We start from the raw sequence: 19,372 nt of genomic DNA, 5'->3' as shown, positions 1-19,372 counted from the left end.
ACGGAAAAGAAAGAAGGCCCATCACCATGGCACATGATGTTCGAAACCGCGCGGATGTTTCAGCCCTTGCCGGGCTCAGACGCCGTGCCTTTCTCCTCGGCTCGATTTCGGTGGTCTCGGCCGTCGCATCGCCGGCTGCGGCTTCACCCAACGGTCTGAAGCTTGAGATGATCCTGCGCGATCCGGCAGCACCCGTCTCCGGTAATCCTGCCGGCAAGCTCACCATGGTCGCCTTTCTCGACTATAATTGCCCCTGGTGCAAAAAGACGGCCGTTCCCATGAGCAATGCGGTCTCGGCAGACGGGGATGTCAGGATGGTCTACAAGGACTGGCCGATCATAACGCCCGACTCCGTCGAGGGAGCGCGACTGGCGCTGGCGGCGAAATATCAGGACGCCTACCATATCGTTCATGATGCGCTGATGGCGATCAAGACGCCGAAGGTGAAGGCCGACGAGATGCGCGACACCGTGCGTGCGACAAGTATCGACTTTGCCCGTCTCGAGCGCGACATGAAATCGAAAGCGGCGGAGATTGATGATCTGCTTGCGCGCAATCATGAACAGGCGATGTCGCTGCAATTGACGGGAACGCCTGCTTTCATCATCGGCAAGTTCCTCGTCCCCGGTGCGGTACAGAGCGCGGAAGCCTTTACCGATCTTTTCAAAAGAGCGCGTGAACAGGCGTAGCCTTCGGAGAATGATGGTTTCAGGTCCGGTCGGACTGAAACCATCGTTCCAACATTCCGGCCGGGCATCGCAGTGCCGATGCCCTTTGCCGTCTCGTCCTATCCTCGTGCCTTGGCGATTGCTTCCTTCAGGCCCTTGCGATCGAGGACGCCGGCAAAGCTCGTCGTTCCCACCACAAATGATGGCGTGCCGACGAATTTAAAGGCGGCGGCCTGTACCCAGTTCCGGTCCAGCAGGCCGGAAATCCACGCCTGATGCTCGACAACGGCCTTGCCGACACCGTCGAAGGTCAGGCCCGCTTTCTTAAGGGCCTTTTCGACATCGGCCTGCTGCAGCTTGTTCGGCGTGTGAAACATGGCGTCGAGCGTTTTTTCATATTTGCCGAGCCTGGCGCTGGCGAGCACCGCCTGCGCGGCGATGACCGATGCGCCGCCGAAGACCGGCCAGTCCTTCAGCACAAGTCTGACCTTGCCATCCTGTTCGACCACGTCGCGCACCATGCCGTAGGATGATTTGCAATAGGGGCACTGGTAGTCGAAATATTCCACCACCGTCACATCGCCTTTCGGATTGCCGAGGACCGGGGCATCCGGATCGTGCAGCACCATCTCCCGGCTTGTCGGGTCTGTCTCAGCAAAAACAAGCGAGGGGGGAGCAATGGCGGCAAGGCCGGCCATTGCGACAAGCTGTCGGCGTGTAAGGGTCATTGGCGGGCTCCTGCGGTGTTGTCGATTGCCGGTTTTGCAAGCGCCTGCTGCGTTTGCGCCGCCGCATCGATGAGTGAACGGGCCGAAATCTCGCCCACCATGCGGATGGAGGGGAGTTCGGTTCCTTTTTTGTCGAAGAACAGCATGGTCGGCGGGCCGATGACATTGCTGTCCTTCATCAATTGCTGCTTGTCTGACGTCATGTCCGATAGATCGATGGAGACGAGGTTCGTATCCCTAAGGCTTTCCGCGACCTGTGGATTGCTCAGAACGGAGCGCTCGATGACGCGGCAGGAAACGCACCAGTCCGCGGTGAAGTAGACGAGGCTTGGCTTTCCTGCTTCAGCGACCGCGGTTTTCAATTCCCGATTGGAACTAACGGTTGCAAAACTCGCCTTTGTCAGGCCGGGCAGGGAGCGGCTGGCGACCGGGCTGCCGGAGAATTGCAGCGGCTGGAGCATGCTGGTGCTGCCGCTTGCCGCGCCAAAAGCGAGAAACGCTCCGTAGAGCATGGAAAGAAGGCTGGCCGATTTCATCAGCCGGCGGCCAATGCCGGCCTGTTGCGGCAGCGCGTCGAGAGCACCGAAAAAAACACCGATGGTAACGAGCAGCGCTGCGGAAAGCGCGAGCGTTGCGGATGGAGGAATGAGCCGGTCGAGATACCAGATCGCGGTGGCAAGGAAGATGAAGCCGAACAGCCAACGTATCTGCGCCATCCATGCGCCGGCCCGCGGCAGCAACGCCGCGCCGGATGTGCCGATGAGGATGAGCGGAATGCCCTTGCCGATGCCGAGCGCAAAGAGCGCTGCTGCACCGAGCAGCAGGTTGCCGCTCTTGGCGATATAGAGAAGTGCGCCTGCAAGCGGCGCCGTCACGCAGGGGCCGATCAGCAGCGCCGAGCTGAAACCGAGAATGGCAGTCGAGCCGAACGATCCGCCGAGCGAACGCTGCGATCGCGCCAGCCGGTCGCGAAGGCCGGCCGGAAGCTGGACCTCGACCATGCCGAAACTGGCGATCGCCAGAATGATAAAGACGGCGGCGGTGATGAGAATGGCCGGTGGTGACTGGAGGGCAATCTGGAAGCTCTGGCCGAGCCATGCGGCCAGTATGCCGAACAGGCTGAAGGCGGCGGCAAGCGCGACGACATAGGTTGAGGACAGGAGAAAGCTGCGGCCGGGTGACAGTGAAGCGCCCTGCCGGCCAAGCGTGGCCGCGAGGATGGGGTACATGGGAAATACGCAGGGCGTGAATGCGAGGAGTACGCCAAGACCCATGAAGGAAGCGAGAAGCAGCGCCGTGCCGCCCCGGGCAAGAAAACCTTCCACCATGCCCGGCTCGGCCGGGGGTGCTGGTACAGGTACTGACTGCTCAGCCTTTTCCGGTTGCGCGGACGGCGCGATCAGGGCGAAGGACTGAAATGCGGGTGGATCCTGCGGCCTTATGCCGAACGGCGCTTCCGCTTCGATCCGCAACCCGTCGATGGCGACCGTTCTGAACGGATAGCAGATGCCGCCGTCCTGGCAGCCCTGAAATGTCAGCTTCATCGTCTGCGGCGCGTCGGCGAGCGTGGCGGCGGCTTGCCCGAAATAGACTTCGGTATTGCCGAAACCGGGATCATCCTTCATCTCGCCGGCCGGCGTCCTGAGATCGAGCTTCGTTCCGTCCTCAGTGGTGGCCTGCAGGCTCTCCCGATAGAGATAATATCCCTCGGCGACTTGCCAGCGGAAGGTGGCCGCCGTTCCCGTGCGGTCTATCGAAAGCTTGAACGCATCCGCCATGTCCATCGGCGGACCGAGCGCGAGCGCCGGTCCGCAAATGGACATGAGAACGAGGAGCACGAACGAAAAATTGAAACGCATTCTCTTTCCTTATGGGGTAGGCCTTGTGGGATAAGCCATGGATGGCGCAGGCTTCCGGCTGGAAGCTTAAGCCAGCCTTAAGGTTCGTTTCTCAGGTTCCCGCGCATCAAAATACCCGTTTGCCGGAATGATGGAGTGCTCAATGCGTCTGTTGGTGGTCGAGGACGATGATGTCCTGCTTGATGGTCTGCGTGTCGGGCTGCAGCTTGCCGGCTTCACCGTCGATGCCGTCATGACGCTTGGCGACGCAAAAATCGCCCTCGAGAATTGCCGTTTCGACGCCGTTGTCCTTGATGTGATGTTGCCTGACGGGTCAGGTCTCGATCTTCTGCGCCACACCCGTAATGAACGCAACCGGGTACCGATCCTCCTGCTCACCGCCAAGGATGCGACCACGGACAAGATTTGCGGCCTCGATGCCGGCGCGGATGATTATCTGGGCAAGCCTTTCGATCTTGATGAGGTTGCCGCCCGGCTGCGGGCGATCATCCGCCGTGGCGAGGGGCGTTCCGAGGGCACGCTGTCGGCGCTGGGCGTAACGCTCGATCCGGCGAAGATGGTGGCGAAGAAGGATGACAGTGTCATTGCGCTGTCGCGCCGCGAATTTGCGATCATCCATGCCCTCATGCAGAATCCCGGCATGATTTTTTCAAAGCCGATTCTGGAAGAAAAGCTCTATGGCTGGCAGGAGGATGTGGAAAGCAACACCATCGAGGTCCACATCCACAAGCTTCGTTCCAAGCTGGGCGCCGGTTTCATCGAGACGGTGCGCGGTGTCGGTTACCGCGTCGGGAGGGTTGCGTGATGTCGATCCGGGCAAGATTGTTTACCGTGCTTCTGTTGATGACGGGCCTCGTATGGCTGTCGGCCTGCGTGTGGATCTATACCAGCACGAAGGCGCGGCTGGAGCATGTTCTCGATGCACGGCTGGTGGAATCGGCAAGAATGGTCGGATCCCTCGTTGGCGACCGCCCTGTCGATATCCGCCTGATAGACGGCCATTCACCGACGCATGATGAGGAGGTGAACGCTGATGCGGCGGCGATACCCTCCTACGAACGCCAGCTTGCCTGCCAGATCTGGTCCATCAGCGGCCGTCTGCTCAGCAAATCGGACAGTGCCCCGGATGCTTCCCTTTCGGATCATGCCTCGGGCTTCCAGAATACGGTCATCAACGGCATCGAATGGCGTGTTTATGCGGTCGTGAAACCCGACCTCGGTGTCCGGGTTCTGGTGGGCGACAGTGTCGAAGTTCGCGACCGGCTGGTTGACGATGTCATCAAGGGACTTCTTTATCCGGCGCTTTTCATCATGCCGCTGATGGCTGGCCTTATCTGGCTGTGTGTTTCCCGGGGGCTTGCGCCCCTGCAAAAGCTCGCAAACGGCATGAAAGCGCGCGACGCGACTGAGCTCCACGGCTTTGCCGACAAGGGAACGCCATCGGAGCTTCGGCCGATGATCCATGCGCTGAACAGCCTTCTGGCGCGTGTTCAGGCGACGCGGGAGAGGGAACGCGAGTTTACGACCTATGCAGCACATGAATTGAAGACGCCGCTTGCCGGCCTGAAGACGCAGGCGCAGGTGGCCATGCGTTCCACTGATCCCGAGGTGCAGCAACAGGCGCTGCGGCGCATCGAGCAAAGCGTCGACCGGACAAGCCGGATGGCGAAACAGCTAATCGACCTGGCTGCCGTCGATGCCACCGAAGCGCAGGCCGCGAAAGCCGGCGTCGACATTCCCCGTCTGATCCTTGATGTCATACAGGAGCTGGAGCCGCTCAGGCGAGCGCGCGAGGTTGAAATTACCTGCCGGCTTTCGGAAGAGGCGGATACGATCCTCATCGAGGCGGATCGGTCCCTGCTTCGTCTTGCGATCCGCAACGTGATGGAAAACGCCGTGCAGCACTCGCCGAAGGGGTCGACGGTGGAATGCCGGGCGGAACTGGCAAACGGCAAGGTGAACGTCGTGGTTATCGACGAAGGGGCGGGGATCGCGGTGGAGGAACAGGAACGGGTGCTGCAGCGCTTCTACCGTTCGCCGCGATCGGAACCGGGTGGAAGCGGCCTTGGGCTTGCCATCGTCAAGATGGCAATCGACCGGTTGGGCGGGCGGCTGCAGTTTTCGCAATTCGGTCAGCGGTTCGCGGTATCGCTTGAGTTATGAAGGAGGCCGCCACGGGGCAGCTCTCTCAGAGGTCCTTTGCGAGGCGCAGCGCGTCATAGATTGCCGCATGGGTGTTGCGCGCTGCGACTGCATCACCAATCCGGAACAGCCGGTAGGAGCCGGCAGGATTGCGCTCGACGGTCTGGGCCGCGCCCGCAATCAGCGCGTCATAGGATATTTCGCCGAGGTTCTTTGAGCCGGGCTTGAGCTCGAAATAAAGCTCGTCCAGCGGGATTGTGCCGTGATTGACGACGATCTGGTCGACAACGCGCTGTTTCGAAACTCCGCCATAATCGCTGCCGACATGGGCGATGATCTGGTTGCCGCTTCTTTCCGCCGCCTCCAGCCGGTAGGTGACGGTGAATGTCGTGTCGTGTTTCTGCAGCGAGCGCATATAGGGTACGAGATTCATGGCCATGACTTCCGGGGCGAAAGAGCGATCCGGCGTCATGATCTCGACCTTGCCGCCCGCCTTGGCGATGAGTTCGGCGGCCTGAAGCCCGGTGTGGTCGCCGGCATCATCATAGACGAGAACATTGGTGCCCGGCTTGACGTCGCCGGAAATGATATCCCATGCGGAGACGACCAGCTCGTTGCCCTTCGAAAGCACCTCGGTATGCGGCAGTCCGCCGGTGGCGATAATCACCACGTCGGGTTTTTCGGCGACAACCGTATCCGCCTCCGCCCAGCTGTTAAAATGGAAGATGACGCCGAGCTTCTCGCACTGGTTCATGCGCCAGTCGACGATGCCGATCATTTCGCGGCGGCGTTCGCTCTGTGCGGTCAGGCGGATCTGGCCGCCGGCGTCGCTGGCGGCTTCGAAGACCACGACCGCGTGGCCGCGCTCGGCGCAGACCCTTGCGGCTTCAAGGCCTGCCGGGCCAGCGCCGACAATCACCACCTTCAGGCTTTTCTCAGCCCGGGTGATTTCATGCGGCATGGTTTCCTCGCGGCCGGTTGCCGCATTGTGAATGCAGAAGGCGAGGCCGCCCTGATAGATGCGATCAAGACAATAATTGGCGCCGACGCAGGGGCGGATGTCCTCCTCCCGCTTTTCCATGATCTTGCGGACGATATGCGGATCGGTCATGTGGGCGCGGGTCATGCCGACCATGTCGACCTTGCCGGCGGCAATCGCATGCCGGGCGGTGGCGACATCCTGGATCTTGGCGGCATGGAAGATGGGGAAGCTGGTCGCTGCGCGGATTTCGCCTGCGAAATCAAGATGCGGCGCGCTGGCCATGCCCTGAATGGGGATGACGTCGGTCAGGCCGGGATCGGTGTCGATATGCCCCCTGATGACGTTGAGATAGTCGATCAGGCCGCTCTCCTTCAGCCGTCTGGAGATTTCGATGCCTTCCTCTTTGCTGGTGCCGTTCTCAAGACATTCATCGGCGGTGTAACGAACCCCGAGGATGAAATCGTCGCCGACGCGTTGGCGTATCGCCCTGAAGACGTCGAGACAGAAGCGCATGCGGTTTTCAAGCGAGCCGCCATAGGGGCCTTCAAGCTCGTTGGTCAGGGGTGAGACGAACTGGTCGATGAGGTGGCCATAGGCTTCCAGTTCCACGCCATCCATGCCGCCCGCCTTCATCCGTTCGGCAGCGTCGGCGAAATCCTTGATGATACGCTCGATATCCCAGTCCTCGATCTTCTTCGGAAAGGCGCGGTGCGCCGCTTCCCGCTGATGCGATGGCGCGAGGACCGGCAGCCAGTCGCCCTTGTCCCAGCGGGTGCGGCGGCCAAGATGCGTCAGCTGGATCATGATCGCCGAACCGGCCTCATGCACGGCGTCGGTCATTTCCCGGATCCACGGAACGATTTCATCCTTGTAGGCCAAGAGATTGTTGAAAACGGGCGGGCTGTCTTTCGACACGGCGGCAGAGCCCGCCGTCATCGTCAGCGCCACGCCGCCTCTGGCCCGCTCGACGGTGTAGGCGCGGTAGCGTCCTTTCGGCATGCCGTCTTCGGGGTAGGCGGGTTCGTGGGAGGTGACGATGATGCGGTTGCGCAGCGTCAGATGCTTGAGCTGATAGGGCTGAAGAAGGGGATCGTTCGACATGTGCCTGCTCCAAAACGGTTGTGGAACAAGGCTAAGAGAAAATGTACATATGTGTCAATTAAGAAAACACCGGTGTTTGTGAGTTCGACAAGAGTGTACGCTTTGCCTTGTCGCGCAGGGACTGATTTGCTACGCAATTGTCATGGAAGCGACATTGAACGAAACCGGTTGGCGTGGATCGCAGGAGGGTTGGCTTGAGGCCGCCTACGAGGCGCTGCTGGAATCCGGGGTGGATTCCGTCAAGATCCTGCCTCTGGCGAAAAAGCTCAATCTCTCGCGCACCAGCTTCTACTGGTTCTTCAAGGACCGGGAGGAATTGCTGGCGGCGCTGTTGTCCCGCTGGCGCGAGAAGAACACGGGAAGCATCCTCAGGCAATCGGAGGCCTATGCGGAAACCCTGGCCGAGGCGATGCTGAATGTTTTCGATTGCTGGCTGGATTCCTCGCTTTTCGACAGCAAGTTCGAATTCGCGGTGCGCAGCTGGGCGCTGCAGTCCAATGATATTCTTGGCGAAGTTCGCAAGGCGGATGCGGTGAGAATGGAGGCGCTTTCTCGCATGTTCATGCGTTTCGGCCACCCTGAAAATACGGCGGATGTGCGCGCCCGCACCACTTATCTCGTGCAGATCGGTTATATTTCCATGCAGGTCGAGGAAGATGTGGCGGTGCGGATGAGAAGGATTGCGGACTATATCGCGATCTATACCGGCGAGGTGCCGCAGCAGCGCGAGCTTGACCGCTTTTATGCCAGACACGGATACAGGCCCGCCCCCGAGGTCTGACGCCCGATCGCTGATCACGGCATGTCTGGACGATACAAGGACAGCAATTTGGTGTCGCCAAAACACCTGCAATGCCAGTCGGATTATGTTGGTTGCGGTGCTACAAGAAGAAGGCCGGCCCGCCTGCAATCTACCTGCAACCTTCACCGAACAGTGGTGAGGATGGCAAGAGTTCGTCTTTGGGGGAAAGTCATTGCGAATCCTGCTTCTTGAGGATGAACCCGAAATGGCGCGTGCGCTGCTCGAGGCCCTGCGCCGGCGTGATGTGCTTGCCGATCATGTCAGCACCATCAGCGATGCCGATGCGCTTGCGCGGGATGGCTCCTACGATGTGCTGGTTCTGGATCGTCGCCTGCCGGATGGCGAGGGGCTGAGCCTCGTATCCTCGCTTCGCCGCCGGAAACATTCCGTACCGATATTGGTTCTGACGGCGCTTGGAAGCGTCGATCACCGGGTCGATGGGCTGGATGCGGGGGCGGATGATTATCTCGCCAAGCCTTTCGCAATCGAGGAATTGCTTGCCCGCCTAAGGGCCCTTCACAGGCGCGGCCCTTCGATTTCCGACAAATATACCAGCTTCGGAAATCTCAGTATCGATCCGAAAAGCAATGAAGTCAGCGTTGCGGGTTCCGTCCTCGAGTTGCGGCGTCGGGAATATCTGGCCCTTGAAGCGCTGATGCGGCGTCCGAACCGCATCGTGACACGGTCGAGCCTGATCGAAGCGGTTTATACGCTTGACGATGAGATCGAGTCCAATGCGCTCGATGCGCATATCTCGCGCATCCGGAAGAAGCTGGCGCAGGCCGAAGCGACGGTGGAGATAAGAGCCGTGCGCAATATCGGTTATCTCATCCGGGCAAAGACATGAGACCGGAGCGCAACCGATCCCTGCGATGGGGGCTGATGAAGCGCCTTTTCGCCTTGCAGGCATTTTTTCTCGTTCTTTTCGTCATTCTTCTCGTCGGCTGGATCTGGATCATCGATCCGCGGCTGGAAGGCGCCAATGAAGAGGCCGCGCGCATCATTGCGGAAAGTGTGACTAAGGATGGGCAGGGCCGGCCACAGGTGTCGGCGACGCCCGATCTGGAGGCGTTGAAGCAGCGCTACCCCAATCTCTGGTTTGTCGTGCGGGACGCCGAGGAAATCGTCCTGCAATATGGGGATGTCCCGGCACCTGCTCTGGAAGCGGTGTTTCCCCGGGGCATCGAAAGGGCGCGTCTGGAGGCCGGGGAAACAGTCCGGGCCACCATGGAAAACCGCGATACGCCGGCCGGGCGGCTGCAGTTCATTGCCGGCACGGAAAAAGGCTTCCCGAATGACGGCATCAGTCTGTGGATCAATGTGCAACTGGATCTCGAAAAGGATGCCGATGGTGCCATCCGCTGGCTGACCGTGCTGCCCGGTGTCGGTTTCATCATCCTTGTCGCCGTTGTGCCCATGCTGCTCTTGACGGGTATTGCGACATTGCTGGTGACGCCCCGTGCGGTTGGCCGTTCGCTGAGCGGCCTCATGGAAACGGTCGCCCAGGCACAATCGATCAATTTCGAGAACCGTTCCGCCCGGATCGATCGTTCGAAGGTGCCGAGTGAAATCATTCCGCTGGTGGACGCCTTCAATGTTGCGCTCTCGAAACTGGACGAGGGCTATAATCGCCGCAACCGCTTTTTGGCCGATGCCGCCCATGAACTGAGGACGCCGATTGCGATTGCGCGCGTCCGGGCCGATCTTCTTCCCGATGACGAGTTGAGCCGGCAGCTGCGGGCGGATATCGACCGCCTCACCCGCGTCGCGCATCAGCTTCTTGAAATGCAGGCGGTGGGCGCGGTGGAACTGCCTGCCGAAGAGCAGGATCTGAACGTTCTCGTCGAACGCATCGCGACCGATCTTGCGCCGATTGCGATGGATGCCGGTTATGAGTTCGATTTCGAACCGAGCGAAGGAAAGGCTCTCTTCACGGTTCAGACCTCGATTATCGAGATGGCTGTCGTCAACCTCATCCGCAATGCCATCGATCATGGCGGCGGCAGGGGCGCAATTGTCGTTCGGGTTGGGGCAACCGGAACCATAGATGTCTGTGATGAAGGCCCGGGCATACCCGTTGCGGAACGCGAGCAGGTATTCGAGCCGTTCCACCGCATCAACACCAATTCCTCCGGTGCCGGCCTTGGCCTCAATCTCGTGCAGAAGGCGGCCGAGCTTCATCGGGGCAGGGTGCTGTTCCTCGACCTCGATCCCGGCTTCTGTGTTCGGCTGGAGATCCGCTCCGTCGCACCACGGAGCGGTGCTGGGCCATGAATCATTTCCGGCGCAATCCGGATCGCGGCGATTCTTAAAATTAAGTTAAAGAAATGAGCGTAAGTGCATTAAAAATATCAATTATTTTTAGATAAAATATCTGCGTGCAATCCAGACGTAATTCTCGTGGGGAAAATGCCCGTATCTGCTGCGCTCATCCGCACAGGAGACCACGGGAGCCGGTTTCCGGTTCTTCAACACGAACGGAAACCCTGCCGCGTCAGAATGTGACGCACCTGGTTTCGTCTGGAGTCATTCATGTCGCTCATCGCAAAATCGCTTGTTACCATCACGGCCGCCGTCATGGCAGCAACCAGTGCCTATTCCGCCGATCTTGCCAACTACAATGCCCAGCAATTCGATTATGCCAACCCGCCGGCCTTTTCCTGGGGCGGGGCTTATATCGGCGCTCATGGCGGCGTCGCCTCCCCGAGATTCAATCCTCTGGCCGGTGGCCGTGGTCTGACGGGTGGTGTACAGGCCGGTTACAATTTCCAGTTCGGCTCCGGTGTCGTCGGGGCGGAACTCGAAGGCTCCTATCTCGGCAACGATGCGCGCGTGCCGAATGGCCGCCTGAGAGAGCGTTTCCGTGGCGCCGCCAAGCTGAAGGCCGGTGTGGCGCTCGACCGTACCCTTCTCTACGGCACCGCAGGCCTGACCACGACGAAGTTCAAGGATGGAAACGGCGTTACAGGGCCGGATGACTGGAAGCGGGGTTATCTGGTGGGAGCGGGCGTCGAACAGAGTTTCGGCGGCGGTCTGTCGGCCAAGTTTGAATATAACTATGTGAACACGGGAAATGTGTCGACGACGACCTCCAGCGGCAGATCGAAGACAGATGTCAGCGATCACGTCATCAAGGCCGGCCTGAACTATCGTTTCTGATCCGGCCGCCCTGACAGATACCGGAAAAGAAAATCCAAACAAAGCCGCCGCTTTCAGGACCAGGGCGGCGGCAAACGGGGAATGGCATGGAACGGGCGGCGGGACGGTAAGAGGATCATTCGCATTCGAGCGAGGGTTGCCGGAAGCTCGTCACATACCAGTCGTTACCGGAGCTGCGGGTGTAGAAAGTATAATAGCAATCGATGCGCTCGACAAAGCCCGGCGTTTCGGACACTTCGTAACGTTCGCCGTGCCGTGTCGAGCGTACTTCACCGCTTGATGATCCGGCCACAACCTGCGTCTTGTTCTTGCGCCATTGATAGGCCTGCTGGCCGGGGCCCAGGCTGTAGACATTGTCCGGCGGCCCATAGTCCAGCATCACGCTGGTGATGGGCGCGCCGATATAGCTTTTCATGACGGTCGATGCGCAGGCTGTGAGCACAATCGATGCGGCGGCGATGAGGATGATCGCTGCCGGGACTGCAAGTGATGACCTGTCGGACATGGGAATTCCTTTCAGCTGCGGTGAATTTCCGCAGGGATAGGAACAGGTCATTGCAAGTACATTGCACCGGAAAACTGTGCGGCGAGCTGCGGATAGCTGCGCGTTCGATCTCCTTTGCCGCTGTCAGAGACCGGCAATGTTGCGGCCGATATGGCGCAGGATGCTTTTGAACAGTTTCACTTCGGCGGGATCGAGGCCTTCGATCGCGGTTTTTTCAAACATTGCCGCGATGGGCATCAGTTCGTCGGCCAGTTCCTCGCCCTTTGCGGTCAGCGTGATACGCACGATGCGGGCATTGTCGGCCGGTCGCTCGCGGCTGACGAGGTTGCGCCGGACCATCAGCCCCACCAGGCGGGACAGCGTGGAAATCTCCACCGACACCATGTCCGAAAGTTCGGTCAGCGTCTTGCTTTCCTGCTGTCTCAGTGTCGCCAGCACGCGGTACATCGGCAGGGTGATGTCATAGGATACCAGTCTCAGCGAGAAACGCTCGCCAAGCCGAACGCCCACCCAGTTGAGCAGGTAGGGTACCGAGTCGGTGAACTGATAAGACACGAGCAAATCCCCGTTTGAGAACCATCTGCGCAGATGCTGATGTGCGCCTATCGGCTGTACCGGCACAATCCATCCGTTTCAATAGCTTCGCTCCAGAAGGCCGGGGAGTGGCAGGTTTCCCCGTTGGATAAAATGACAAAAAACATTTGCATTGACAAACATTGCAAATGCAAATAAATAGAAATGCAGGATTTGGGAGGATCTCATGACATCAGCATTGTTCGCCCCGAACAACCTTGCGCCGGAAGGCGTCGGCCAGACTTTCCGCACGACGATGCGCCGTTTTCCGGCCACCGTGACGGTTATCACTGCCTGCGCTTCCGGTGATCAGCGCGATCACGGCATGACCGTCACCGCCGTTACCTCGGTTTCCATGGAACCGCCATCGCTTCTGGTCTGCCTGAACAACCGCACGCTGCTGCATGAACTGCTGCTGTGCCGGCCCGATTTCATCGTCAACGTGCTGACGCAGGATCAGGCCGCGCTCTCGGATGCTTTCAGCGGCAAGGTGTCGCCGGAAGAGCGTTTCCGCGACGGTGACTGGCAACGTCACGAAAACGGCGTCCTCTATCTGCCCGCGGCCCACGCGGCCATCGCCTGCCGTCGGGTGGCGGCGATGCCCTATGGAACGCATACCGTGTTCATCGGGCAGGTGGTTTCGGCCGATGTCCGCGAGACGACGCGGCCGCTGCTTTACGAAAACGCCCAATATTGCGCCGCAAGTCCGGCTGGCTTGCCGGCCTGATATTTCCGGCCAGATAATTCCCGGCCAAGTCATTTCCGGAAGGAGACAATCATGAACGATATGAGCCATGCGCCGCAGCCGGCGCAAACGACCCCGCGTGTCCGCCTCACCGGCCGTGTTGCCGACATAGCCGATCTTTTCCGGGCGAGCGCCCGCCAGACGGAAGAGGCGCGACGCGTGCCCGCCAGCCATATCGAGGCGCTGCGCGGCATCGGTTATTTCGATATCGTCAAGCCCCGCGCCTTTGGCGGAAAGGGCGGTGAATTCGCTGAACTGGTCGAGGCCAATATCGAGCTTTCGGCGGCCTGCGCATCGACGGGCTGGGTGGCCGGCCTGCTTTCCGCCCATCAATGGTTGCTGGCGATGTTTCCGGAAGAGGCGCAGGCCGATGTCTGGGGTGAAAACCCTGACGCGCTGCTGTGCGGTTCCTACGCACCGGTGAAAATGGCTGACGTCGCCGAGGGCGGTTATCGCCTCAGCGGCAAATGGGCCTTCGCCTCGGGTTGCGAAAATGCGCAATGGTCTCTCTGCGCCGCCATTCTGCCGCCGCAGGGTGAGGGCAGGCCGGTTCCCGCCTTCCTTCTCGTTCCCGCCAGCCACTATGTCATTGAAGATACCTGGCATGTGGTGGGGCTGGCCGGCACGGGCTCCAAGACGCTGGTTCTCGATGATGTCTTAGTTCCCAAACATCGGATTCTCACCTTCCCGGACGCCACCAGCGGCAAGACTCCCGGTGGGCAATATTATGCCGAGGAAGGCCTGTTCAACATGCCGCTTCTGACCGGCATTCCCTCCTGTCTTGCGGCGGCTGGCGTTGGCGCGGCCAAGGGCGCGCTCGTCGCTTATGTCGACCATGTCGGCGGCCGGGTGACGCGCGGCGCGGTGGCCGGTGGTAATAACCGCATGGCCGAATTCCCGACCATTCAGCTGCGCGTTGCCGAAGCGGCCGCGAGCGTCGATGCGGCCTGCGAAATCCTGCTGCGCGATGTGGCCCGCGCACAGGTGCTGGCGCAGGACCGGATTGAAGGTCGGGCGGAATTCACGGTGGATGACCGCCTTTTGAGCCGTCGTGGCCAGGCCTTCGCGGTGTCGCTGGCGCTGCGCGCCGTGCAGGCGCTGAACGATTCCACCGGCGGCGTCGGGCTCGATCTTGCCAATCCCGTGCAGCGGGCCTGGCGCGATGCCAATGCGGTTGGCCGCCACATCAGCATGAACTGGGATACCGTGGGCACCATGATCGGCCAGAGCATGCTCGGGCTGGAACCCAAGGGCCAATATTGACCGCGCATCAGGCGGCACGTGAACAGCAATTTCGGAGGAAATACTATGCAAGGCAAGGTCGCTCTCGAGGAGCATTTCGCAATCCCGGAAACACTTCAGGATTCGGCCGGTTTCGTACCCGGCGACTACTGGAAGGAGCTGCAGCATCGCCTGCTCGACATTCAGGATACGCGCCTGAAGCTGATGGATGCGCATGGCATCGAGACCATGATCCTGTCGCTGAATGCGCCGGCGGTGCAGGCCATTCCGGATAAGAAGAAGGCAATCGAGATCGCGCGGCGCGCCAATGACGTGCTTGCCGAAGAATGCGCCAAGCGGCCGGATCGTTTCCTTGGCTTTGCCGCCCTGCCGTTGCAGGACCCGGATGCGGCGACGGAGGAACTTCAGCGCTGCGTCAACGATCTCGGTTTCGTCGGTGCGCTCGTCAACGGTTTCAGCCAGGAGGGCGACGGCCAGACGCCGCTTTATTACGACCTGCCGCAATATCGCCCCTTCTGGGGAGAGGTCGAGAAGCTCGACGTGCCGTTTTACCTGCATCCGCGCAACCCGCTGCCGCAGGATTCGCGCATCTATGACGGCCATCCCTGGCTGCTTGGTCCCACCTGGGCCTTTGCGCAGGAAACGGCTGTTCACGCGCTGCGCCTCATGGCGTCGGGCCTGTTCGACGAGCATCCGCGCCTCAACATCATTCTCGGCCATATGGGCGAGGGGCTGCCCTACATGATGTGGCGTATCGACCACCGCAATGCCTGGGTGAAGCTGCCGCCACGTTATCCGGCCAAGCGCCGTTTCGTGGATTACTTCAACGAGAATTTCCACATCACGACGTCGGGCAATTTCCGCACCCAGACGCTGATCGACGCCATTCTGGAAATCGGTGCCGACCGCATCCTGTTTTCCACCGACTGGCCCTTCGAGAATATCGATCACGCTTCCGACTGGTTCAACGCGACGAGTATCGCGGAAGCCGACCGGGTGAAGATCGGCCGCACCAATGCGCGCCGCCTGTTCAAGCTCGACGGGGCCTGAGCCATGCAGCCCTTCGTCTACATGGCAGCTCCAGCCCGCATCGTCTTCGGAGCGGGCAGCTCGGCGGGCGTGGCGGAGGAAATCCGCCGCCTTGGCCTGTCGCGGGCGCTGGTGCTCTCCACACCACAGCAGAAGGGCGATGCGGAAGCGCTCGCCGCTCGGCTCGGCCAGCTTGCCGTGGGTGTCTTCTCCGAGGCTGCCATGCACACGCCGGTCGAGGTGACGAAGAGGGCGGTCGAAGACTATCGCGCCGCCAATGCGGATTGTGTGGTTGCGCTCGGCGGTGGTTCGACCACCGGTCTCGGCAAGGCGATTGCACTGCGCACCGATGCGGCGCAGATCGTCATTCCCACCACCTATGCCGGCTCCGAGGTGACGCCCATTCTCGGCCAGACGGAAAACGGGGTGAAGACCACCATGCGGGGCCCGGAAATCCTGCCTGAGGTCGTGATTTACGATGCGGAGCTGACACTCGGTTTGCCTGTGGCCATCAGCATGACCAGTGGGCTGAACGCCATGGCCCATGCGGCCGAGGCGCTCTATGCTCGGGATCGCAATCCCATCGCCAGCCTGATGGCGGTGGAGGGATTGCGGGCAATGGTCGAGGCGCTTCCTGGCGTGAAGGCCGAGCCGCAGGATATTACGGCGCGCGAGACGACACTTTATGGCGCGTGGCTGTGCGGCACTGTGCTCGGTGCTGTCGGCATGTCCCTGCATCACAAGCTTTGCCACACGCTGGGCGGCAGTCTCGATCTGCCACATGCCGAAACCCATGCGGTGCTCTTGCCGCACACCGTTGCCTATGTGGAGCAGGCGGTGCCCGATCTGCTCGCGCCGCTTGCCGCACGTGTCGGCGGCAGGGCCGGGGCCGGGCTTTTCGATTTTGCCGCCCGGCTCGGCGCGCCAGCGAGCCTCGCAGCGCTTGGTGTGCAGCAGGGTGATCTCGACCCCATGGCCGAGCTTGCGACGGCCAATCCCTATTGGTGCCCGCGGCCAATCGAAAAAACCGCGATCCGCGACCTGTTGCAGCGCGCCTTTGACGGCGCGCGGCCGGAGTGATGGGAGGAAGACATGACGGATACGAAGATGACCAGCGATGATGGCTATTTCATCGAGGAGCGTTCGGCGGAGACGGTGATTGCCCGCATGCGCGACTGTGACGATCCGCGCCTGAAGGAGATCATGGCCGTCGTCACCCGCAAGCTGCATGAGGCGGTGAAGGAAATCGAACCGACCGAGGAGGAGTGGATGAAGGCTATCCATTTTCTCACCGAGGTCGGCCAGATTTGCAATGAATGGCGGCAGGAGTGGATCCTGTTTTCCGATATTCTCGGTGTTTCCATGCTGGTTGACGCCATAAATCACCGTAAGCCGAGCGGCGCATCGGAATCCACCGTTCTCGGCCCTTTCCATGTCGCGGATGCGCCGGAAATGCCGATGGGCGCCAATATCTGCCTTGATGGCAAGGGCGAGGATATGGTGGTGACCGGCCGTATTCTCGATACCGAAGGTGCACCGGTTGCCGGCGCGCGCATCGATGTCTGGCAGGCCAATGATGAAGGTTTCTACGACGTGCAGCAGAAGGGCATTCAGCCCGATTTCAACCTGCGCGGCGTTTTCATCACCGGCGAGGACGGGCGTTACTGGTTCCGGGCGGCGAAACCGAAATATTATCCGATCCCGGATGACGGCCCGGTCGGGCAATTGCTGCGTGCCATGGGGCGCCATCCTTACCGGCCGGCGCATCTGCATTACATCGTCTCTGCAGAAGGTTATGGCACGCTCGTCACGCATATTTTCGATCCCGACGATCCCTACATCCGTTCGGATGCGGTCTTTGGTGTGAAGGAGAGTCTGCTGGCCGATTTCCAGCGGGTGGAGGATGCGCAAAAGGCGCATGATCTGGGTTTCCTCGGCGGCTGGTTCTGGTCGGTGAACCACGACTTCGTGCTGGCGCGATGAGCAGTGGTGGCCAGATGGAACTCTATGTGCGTTTTGCCGAAAGCGACCCGGCCGCTATCGAGCAACGCACGGCGCAGATGGAAGCTCACAAGGCCCATTTGCGCGATGAAAAGGCCGTGCCCGAGGGTTTCAGGATTCTGGCCTCCGGTCCCATGCAGGTGGAAAGCGGTAAGACCACCGCCGCGCTCATCATCGCCGAGGCCCGTTGCATCGAGGATATGACCGCTTTCAGCGATGCCGATCCTTTTGTCATTCACGGTGTCTACAGGCAGGTTCGTATCCTGCGCTGGGCACCGACATTGTCGAGGATTTCCGGGCTGAAGCCTGACTGACATTTCGGCCAGGTCTCGCATCTGGCAATCGTCAATATTGCATTTGCAAAAATTGCATTTGCAATATTTAATCGAAGACGGGTGATATCGGCGGCATGTGTCTTGACAGGAGCAAGACACATAGCAGGGTGGAGCAAGCCGGGCACTCGCGGAGCTATCGCATGAACGGGAGACGTCAATCCATACCGGATGGCGCGTTCACGCGTGAAAGGGAGGAACATGTCCACGAATTATATGAGCGCCGCTTCGGCGCGGACGAAGAACCCGGCTGGCGTCATCGCGACATGCGGTCTTATGATCATGTTCGACGGTTACGATCTGGTCGTTTATGGCGCGGTTGCGCCGGCATTGCTGAAAGAGGGGGCGTGGGCGCTCAATCCCGCCATGGTTGGGCGGGCCGCCGCGCTGACGCTGGTGGGCATGCTGCTCGGCGCGCTTTTCGCCGGCACGATGGCTGATCGTATCGGCCGCCGCAAGGTTGTCCTCATCAGCCTTGCCGGATTTTCGGCGATGATGATCGCCTCTGCCATGACACCGAATTTTCTTGCCTTTGAAACCACCCGCTTCTTCGCCGGTCTCGGGCTCGGCGCGCTGTTGCCGACGGTGACGGCGCTGGTGCTGGAATTTTCACCGCCCAAGCGCAGGGCGCAGGCCAATTCCCTGTCCTTCCTCGGTTATCTGATCGGCGGCATCATCTCCGGCGTCATGGGTATCCTTCTGCTGGAGACCTATGGCTGGCGGCCGTTGATGCTGATCGGCGGACTGCCGCTCGTGCTTTTGCCGATCTTCATGCGGTTTCTGCCAGAATCGCCGGAATGGCTGGCAAGCAAGGGCCGGCAGGCGGAGGCTGACGGCATCTGCGACAGCTACGGCCTGCAACGCATCGTGCCGCATGCGAAAATCCAGAAGGGTGGCGTCGGCGCGCTGTTTTCGGAAGGCCGGCTGATTTCGACGCTGAATGCCTGGGGCATTCACTTCTGCTCGCTGCTTCTCACCTTCGGCATGGTCAACTGGCTGCCCACCATCATGAACAAGATGGGTTATGATATCAGTTCGGCGCTCAGCTTTTCCGTCATGCTCAATGTCGGCGCGGCAATCGGCATCCTCGTGGGCGGACGTTTTGCCGACAGGGGCAACGTCAAGGTGGTCGTTGCGGTTCTGTTCGCCATCGGTGCGGCCTCTATCTGGGCTCTGACGGTGAATAAGGGACCGTTGCTCTATGCTTTTGTCGCGCTCGCCGGTGCCGGAACCATCGGAACCCAGATCCTTGCCAATGTTCTGGTCGGCCGGCTCTATCCCGTCCATATTCGCGGTACGGGTCTCGGTTTCTCGCTCGCGGTCGGTCGTTTGGGCGGTATTGCCGGCCCGATGATTGGCGGCCTCGTCCTGCAGCGGGGGCTGGCCCCGGAGTGGAATTTCTACATTTTCGGTTCGGTCGCACTGGCGGGTCTGTTGCTGACCGTGTTGACCCTGCTTTACCGCACATCCGGTGACGAGCGGGTTTGATGAATGAAGTCGCGAG

Annotated in this window: 19 protein-coding genes; 14 read left to right on the top strand and 5 right to left on the bottom strand. The window is 60.5% G+C overall.

From position 1 onward, the window contains the following. Nucleotides 1-26: 26 nt before the first annotated feature. Complete coding sequence (locus JZX88_RS10335) at nt 27-689, top strand: DsbA family protein (protein ID WP_142857455.1); 663 nt, start codon at nt 27-29, stop codon at nt 687-689. Between the two features lie 98 nt (nt 690-787). Here the strand turns inward: JZX88_RS10335 and JZX88_RS10330 are convergent, their stop codons facing one another. After that, on the bottom strand, nt 788-1,396 hold the full coding sequence (locus JZX88_RS10330) for a DsbA family protein (protein ID WP_206913473.1): 609 nt from the start codon (nt 1,394-1,396) through the stop codon (nt 788-790). After that, nucleotides 1,393-3,255: a protein-disulfide reductase DsbD gene (dsbD, locus tag JZX88_RS10325; protein ID WP_206913471.1), complete on the bottom strand. Its 1,863-nt coding sequence runs from the start codon at nt 3,253-3,255 to the stop codon at nt 1,393-1,395. Before dsbD ends, JZX88_RS10330 begins: the two co-directional genes overlap by 4 nt. Before the next feature lie 142 nt (nt 3,256-3,397). Between dsbD and JZX88_RS10320 the strand changes: the two genes are divergently transcribed. Further along, entirely contained in the window at nt 3,398-4,060 is a 663-nt protein-coding gene (locus tag JZX88_RS10320) for a response regulator transcription factor (protein WP_206913470.1), read from the top strand. After that, nucleotides 4,060-5,418 carry an ATP-binding protein gene (locus tag JZX88_RS10315; protein ID WP_210347434.1) on the top strand — a complete coding sequence of 453 codons (1,359 nt, stop codon included), beginning with the start codon at nt 4,060-4,062 and terminating at the stop codon, nt 5,416-5,418. The genes JZX88_RS10320 and JZX88_RS10315 overlap by 1 nt, the downstream gene beginning before the upstream one ends. A 25-nt stretch (nt 5,419-5,443) precedes the next feature. Here JZX88_RS10315 and JZX88_RS10310 read toward each other — a convergent pair whose 3' ends face one another. Beyond that, complete coding sequence (locus JZX88_RS10310; RefSeq protein WP_206913468.1) at nt 5,444-7,480, bottom strand: NADH:flavin oxidoreductase; 2,037 nt, start codon at nt 7,478-7,480, stop codon at nt 5,444-5,446. Nucleotides 7,481-7,622: 142 nt separating this feature from the next. Between JZX88_RS10310 and JZX88_RS10305 the strand changes: the two genes are divergently transcribed. The 4 genes from JZX88_RS10305 (at nt 7,623) to JZX88_RS10290 (ending at nt 11,441) form a co-directional block, all read left to right on the top strand. Then, nucleotides 7,623-8,261: a TetR/AcrR family transcriptional regulator gene (locus JZX88_RS10305; RefSeq protein ID WP_206913467.1), complete on the top strand. Its 639-nt coding sequence runs from the start codon at nt 7,623-7,625 to the stop codon at nt 8,259-8,261. Between the two features lie 193 nt (nt 8,262-8,454). Beyond that, on the top strand, nt 8,455-9,129 hold the full coding sequence (locus tag JZX88_RS10300) for a response regulator transcription factor (RefSeq protein WP_110756374.1): 675 nt from the start codon (nt 8,455-8,457) through the stop codon (nt 9,127-9,129). Between the two features lie 35 nt (nt 9,130-9,164). Further along, nucleotides 9,165-10,556 (top strand): HAMP domain-containing sensor histidine kinase, encoded by a 1,392-nt coding sequence (locus tag JZX88_RS10295; protein WP_246753461.1) that lies wholly within the window; start codon nt 9,165-9,167, stop codon nt 10,554-10,556. Nucleotides 10,557-10,814: 258 nt separating this feature from the next. Beyond that, nucleotides 10,815-11,441, top strand: a complete 627-nt coding sequence (locus JZX88_RS10290; RefSeq protein ID WP_065114146.1) for an outer membrane protein — start codon at nt 10,815-10,817, stop codon at nt 11,439-11,441. Between the two features lie 115 nt (nt 11,442-11,556). On the opposite strand, the gene JZX88_RS10285 is transcribed toward JZX88_RS10290, so the two are convergent. Further along, the gene (locus tag JZX88_RS10285) at nt 11,557-11,946 is read right to left on the bottom strand and encodes a hypothetical protein (RefSeq protein WP_206913465.1); all 390 of its coding nucleotides are present in this window, start codon (nt 11,944-11,946) and stop codon (nt 11,557-11,559) included. A gap of 123 nt (nt 11,947-12,069) precedes the next feature. Then, on the bottom strand, nt 12,070-12,501 hold the full coding sequence (locus tag JZX88_RS10280; protein ID WP_065116053.1) for a MarR family winged helix-turn-helix transcriptional regulator: 432 nt from the start codon (nt 12,499-12,501) through the stop codon (nt 12,070-12,072). 205 nt (nt 12,502-12,706) lie between these two features. Between JZX88_RS10280 and graD the strand changes: the two genes are divergently transcribed. The 7 genes from graD (at nt 12,707) to JZX88_RS10245 (ending at nt 19,356) form a co-directional block, all read left to right on the top strand. Further along, nucleotides 12,707-13,246: an FADH(2)-dependent resorcinol hydroxylase reductase component gene (gene graD / locus JZX88_RS10275; protein WP_206913464.1), complete on the top strand. Its 540-nt coding sequence runs from the start codon at nt 12,707-12,709 to the stop codon at nt 13,244-13,246. 51 nt (nt 13,247-13,297) lie between these two features. Next, nucleotides 13,298-14,527: an FADH(2)-dependent resorcinol hydroxylase oxygenase component gene (gene graA, locus JZX88_RS10270; RefSeq protein ID WP_206913461.1), complete on the top strand. Its 1,230-nt coding sequence runs from the start codon at nt 13,298-13,300 to the stop codon at nt 14,525-14,527. A gap of 45 nt (nt 14,528-14,572) precedes the next feature. Beyond that, complete coding sequence (gene tsdA, locus JZX88_RS10265; RefSeq protein WP_206913460.1) at nt 14,573-15,556, top strand: gamma-resorcylate decarboxylase; 984 nt, start codon at nt 14,573-14,575, stop codon at nt 15,554-15,556. A 3-nt stretch (nt 15,557-15,559) separates the two neighbouring features. Beyond that, a complete protein-coding gene (gene graC / locus JZX88_RS10260) occupies nt 15,560-16,615 on the top strand; it encodes a maleylacetate reductase (protein ID WP_206913458.1) in 1,056 nt (351 codons plus the stop codon). 12 nt (nt 16,616-16,627) lie between these two features. Then, nucleotides 16,628-17,518, top strand: a complete 891-nt coding sequence (gene graB, locus JZX88_RS10255) for a hydroxyquinol 1,2-dioxygenase (protein ID WP_206913457.1) — start codon at nt 16,628-16,630, stop codon at nt 17,516-17,518. Between the two features lie 14 nt (nt 17,519-17,532). Next, nucleotides 17,533-17,850 (top strand): YciI family protein, encoded by a 318-nt coding sequence (locus JZX88_RS10250; RefSeq protein WP_246753460.1) that lies wholly within the window; start codon nt 17,533-17,535, stop codon nt 17,848-17,850. 219 nt (nt 17,851-18,069) lie between these two features. Further along, complete coding sequence (locus JZX88_RS10245; RefSeq protein WP_206913455.1) at nt 18,070-19,356, top strand: aromatic acid/H+ symport family MFS transporter; 1,287 nt, start codon at nt 18,070-18,072, stop codon at nt 19,354-19,356. The last annotated feature ends 16 nt before the right edge of the window (nt 19,357-19,372 follow it).

It is taken from the genome of Agrobacterium sp. OT33 (genome assembly GCF_017313365.1).
Lineage (GTDB): Bacteria > Pseudomonadota > Alphaproteobacteria > Rhizobiales > Rhizobiaceae > Agrobacterium > Agrobacterium rhizogenes_A.
Note: the sequence above shows the minus strand (reverse complement) of the source record. Positions and strands in the feature narration are given on the sequence as shown.

What these genes read in the sequence shown, in the direction of transcription:
- graC (WP_206913458.1), top strand. Translation starts at nt 15,560, where the DNA reads ATGCAGCCCTTCGTCTACATGGCAGCTCCAGCCCGCATCGTCTTCGGA.
- JZX88_RS10285 (WP_206913465.1), bottom strand. Translation starts at nt 11,946, where the DNA reads ATGTCCGACAGGTCATCACTTGCAGTCCCGGCAGCGATCATCCTCATC.
- JZX88_RS10305 (WP_206913467.1), top strand. Translation starts at nt 7,623, where the DNA reads ATGGAAGCGACATTGAACGAAACCGGTTGGCGTGGATCGCAGGAGGGT.
- graB (WP_206913457.1), top strand. Translation starts at nt 16,628, where the DNA reads ATGACGGATACGAAGATGACCAGCGATGATGGCTATTTCATCGAGGAG.
- tsdA (WP_206913460.1), top strand. Translation starts at nt 14,573, where the DNA reads ATGCAAGGCAAGGTCGCTCTCGAGGAGCATTTCGCAATCCCGGAAACA.
- JZX88_RS10320 (WP_206913470.1), top strand. Translation starts at nt 3,398, where the DNA reads ATGCGTCTGTTGGTGGTCGAGGACGATGATGTCCTGCTTGATGGTCTG.
- JZX88_RS10310 (WP_206913468.1), bottom strand. Translation starts at nt 7,480, where the DNA reads ATGTCGAACGATCCCCTTCTTCAGCCCTATCAGCTCAAGCATCTGACG.
- JZX88_RS10290 (WP_065114146.1), top strand. Translation starts at nt 10,815, where the DNA reads ATGTCGCTCATCGCAAAATCGCTTGTTACCATCACGGCCGCCGTCATG.
- JZX88_RS10335 (WP_142857455.1), top strand. Translation starts at nt 27, where the DNA reads ATGGCACATGATGTTCGAAACCGCGCGGATGTTTCAGCCCTTGCCGGG.
- JZX88_RS10315 (WP_210347434.1), top strand. Translation starts at nt 4,060, where the DNA reads ATGTCGATCCGGGCAAGATTGTTTACCGTGCTTCTGTTGATGACGGGC.
- graA (WP_206913461.1), top strand. Translation starts at nt 13,298, where the DNA reads ATGAACGATATGAGCCATGCGCCGCAGCCGGCGCAAACGACCCCGCGT.
- JZX88_RS10330 (WP_206913473.1), bottom strand. Translation starts at nt 1,396, where the DNA reads ATGACCCTTACACGCCGACAGCTTGTCGCAATGGCCGGCCTTGCCGCC.
- JZX88_RS10295 (WP_246753461.1), top strand. Translation starts at nt 9,165, where the DNA reads ATGAAGCGCCTTTTCGCCTTGCAGGCATTTTTTCTCGTTCTTTTCGTC.
- dsbD (WP_206913471.1), bottom strand. Translation starts at nt 3,255, where the DNA reads ATGCGTTTCAATTTTTCGTTCGTGCTCCTCGTTCTCATGTCCATTTGC.
- graD (WP_206913464.1), top strand. Translation starts at nt 12,707, where the DNA reads ATGACATCAGCATTGTTCGCCCCGAACAACCTTGCGCCGGAAGGCGTC.
- JZX88_RS10245 (WP_206913455.1), top strand. Translation starts at nt 18,070, where the DNA reads ATGTCCACGAATTATATGAGCGCCGCTTCGGCGCGGACGAAGAACCCG.
- JZX88_RS10250 (WP_246753460.1), top strand. Translation starts at nt 17,533, where the DNA reads ATGGAACTCTATGTGCGTTTTGCCGAAAGCGACCCGGCCGCTATCGAG.